At 63.4% G+C, this 2,596-nt stretch carries 2 protein-coding genes and 1 pseudogene; all 3 read left to right on the plus strand.

Annotation, left to right across the window (positions count from 1 at the left end):
• Positions 1-183: pseudogene (locus J7573_RS25545) on the plus strand (glycine/betaine ABC transporter permease); the annotation flags it as partial.
• A gap of 65 nt (positions 184-248) precedes the next feature.
• The gene (gene proX, locus J7573_RS25550; RefSeq protein ID WP_294341353.1) at positions 249-1,277 is read left to right on the plus strand and encodes a glycine betaine/L-proline ABC transporter substrate-binding protein ProX; all 1,029 of its coding nucleotides are present in this window, start codon (positions 249-251) and stop codon (positions 1,275-1,277) included.
• Positions 1,278-1,420: 143 nt separating this feature from the next.
• Positions 1,421-2,476 carry a helix-turn-helix domain-containing protein gene (locus tag J7573_RS25555; RefSeq protein WP_294341355.1) on the plus strand — a complete coding sequence of 352 codons (1,056 nt, stop codon included), beginning with the start codon at positions 1,421-1,423 and terminating at the stop codon, positions 2,474-2,476.
• Positions 2,477-2,596 lie beyond the last annotated feature (120 nt).

The raw sequence follows: 2,596 nt of genomic DNA on the forward strand, positions 1-2,596 counted from the left end.
CTGGCCACGGTCGGCGGTGTCGGCCTGGTGCTGCTGGCGATCTTCCTCGACCGCCTGACCCAGGCCATGGGCGCGCGCACCAGCGCCGACCCGAGCCTGCGCTGGTACCACACCGGGCCCGTAGGCGTGGTACTGCGCCTGTGCGGCGCGGCGCAACCCCAAGGGCGGCGCAAGACTGCCTGAGCTTTTCCGTGGATACATTCGATCTGCCGCACTTGAAGATAAAAATCAGAAGAAGGTAAGCGACGATGCACGAATCCAAGTTCTCCCGCAGCATTCTCAAATGCGCCACGGCGCTGACCCTTGTGGCCGCCGCGCTGTGCGCCCACGCTTCGGCCGACAAACCGGGAGAAGGGGTCAAGGTCACCCCGATCTTCCCCTCCATCGCCGAAGAGCGCTTCCGTGGTGAAGTCGCCATGGAGGGCCTGCGCGAACTGGGCTACAACGTGCAGGAGCCGAAGGAGACCGAGTACGGCGTGATGATGGTGGCGCTGGCCAACGGCGACGCCGACTTCACCGTGCACCTGTGGGAAAAGCTCCACGACAAGTTCTACCAGCAGGCCGGCGGCGACGACGTGATGGTCAAGACCGGCAACATCCTGCCGGGCGTCGCCCAGGGCTACCTGATCGACAAGAAGACCGCCGACCAATACAACATCAAGTACATCACCGACCTGAAGAAACCCGAAATCGCCAAGCTGTTCGACACCGACGGCGACGGCAAGGCCGACATGACCGGCTGCAACCCGGGCTGGGGCTGCGAGCTGGTGATTGCCCACCACATGAAAGCCTATGACCTGGGCAAGACCGTCACCGTCAACCAGGGCTCGTACTTCGCGCTGATGGCCGACACCATCACCCGCTACAAGGAAGGCAAGCCGATCCTGTACTTCACCTGGGTGCCACAGTGGATCGCCAGCGTGCTGGTCGAGGGCAAGGACGTGGTCTGGCTGGAAGTGCCGAAAACCGACCTGCCGGACGGCAACAATGACGTCGATACCATGTACCACGGCAAGAACCTCGGCTTTGCCATCGACAAGGTGGTGGCGGTGCTGAACAAGGACTTTGCCAAGAAGAACCCGGCTGCGGAGAAGTTCCTGTCGCTGGTGCAGATCAGCACCGATGACGAGAGCAACCAGAACCTGAAGATGCAGAAGGGCGAGAAGAAGCCGGCCGACATCACCCGCCATGCCAAGGAGTGGGTCGCCGCGCACCGTCAGCAGTTCGACCAGTGGCTGCAGGCCTCCCGCGCTGCGGCTACCCAGGCCAGCAAGTAATCCTGTTATAGCGGTGTCGTAGCATTCGCGGGCAAGCCCGCTCCCACAGGGGATAGCGTCAGCCTCAGGCTTGCGCGGTTGCTGTGGGAGCGGGCTTGCCCGCGAAGAATCCACCGCGATTTCCCTGCGTTTGAGTCATCGCCATGAGCCATTTCGAAAGCATCCTCAAGAACACCAACCTGGCCCACCTCGACCCTGCCGGCCGCACCACCCTGGGCCTGCCATGCCGCCGCGTGGCCTTCGTCCTGCGCGAGCACTTCTCGATGATGGCCTTCACTGCCGCCATGGACAGCCTGGTCACTGCCAACCTGATGAGCGCCACGCCGCTGTTCGACATCCAGGTGGTGGGCGAGGGTACGCAGGTGATGAGTGACCTCGGCATCGCGTTGCCGGTCAATACCGCACTTGCCGAACTGGATGTGCACGGGCTCGACTGTCTGCTGGTGTGCGGTGGTTTCCGCGTGCGCCTGGAGGCTTCGGCGCTTCTGCGCAGCAAGCTGCGCCAGGCCGACCATCTGGGCTGCCAGCTCGGCGGGCTGTGGAATGGCGCCTACTTCCTGGCCGAAGCCGGGCTGCTCAACGACCATGACTGTGCGTTCCACCCGGATGGCCGGGCGATGATGAGCGAGTTGTTCCCCAAGGTGCGTGTCAGCCGCCAGGCATACATGCTCGACAGCCGTCGGATGAGTTGTGCCGGGGCCAGCAGTGCGCTGGACATGATGCTGGCCATGCTCGAGTTCAAGGGCGGCGAGGGCCTGCGCCGTGCGGTGGAGCAGATGCTCGCCTGTGATCGTTCGCGGGTGTTGAGCGACGTGCCTTCAACTGCGCCGGAAGTCGACCCTAGTCTGCCGCGTGGGGTGCGATTGGCACTGGAGCTGATGCACGCGAATATTGAAGACCCAATCGGTATTGATGAAATTGCAGAGCATGCGGGCTTGTCGCGTCGCCACCTGGAGCGCCTGTTCCGTCGCCATGTGCAGGCCACACCGCCACGCTATTACCTGGAGCTGCGCCTGACTCACGCGCGGCAGTTGCTGCAGCACACCAGCAAGTCGCTGACCGAAGTGGCGGTGGCCAGTGGGTTCGTCAGTTTTCCGCATTTCTACCGGCGCTTTCGCGAGTTGTTCGCTATTGCTCCACGCCAATTCCGGGCGCGTAGCCAGGGTTGGGCAGGGCGGCAGGAATTGGCGGTTCACTGATGTTGTGATGTTGCCCGCACTGGCCTCTTCGCGGGCACGCCCGCTCCCACAGGAATAGCGTCAGCTTCAGGCTTGCGCGATCTCTGTGGGAGCGGGCGTGCCCGCGAAGAGGCCGGTACA

It is taken from the genome of Pseudomonas sp. (assembly GCF_017744435.1).
Classification (GTDB): Bacteria; Pseudomonadota; Gammaproteobacteria; order Pseudomonadales; family Pseudomonadaceae; genus Aquipseudomonas.

Bases quoted from the DNA above. Each gene is read 5' to 3' on its own strand.
- proX (WP_294341353.1), top strand. From the start codon at position 249: ATGCACGAATCCAAGTTCTCCCGCAGCATTCTCAAATGCGCCACGGCG.
- J7573_RS25555 (WP_294341355.1), top strand. From the start codon at position 1,421: ATGAGCCATTTCGAAAGCATCCTCAAGAACACCAACCTGGCCCACCTC.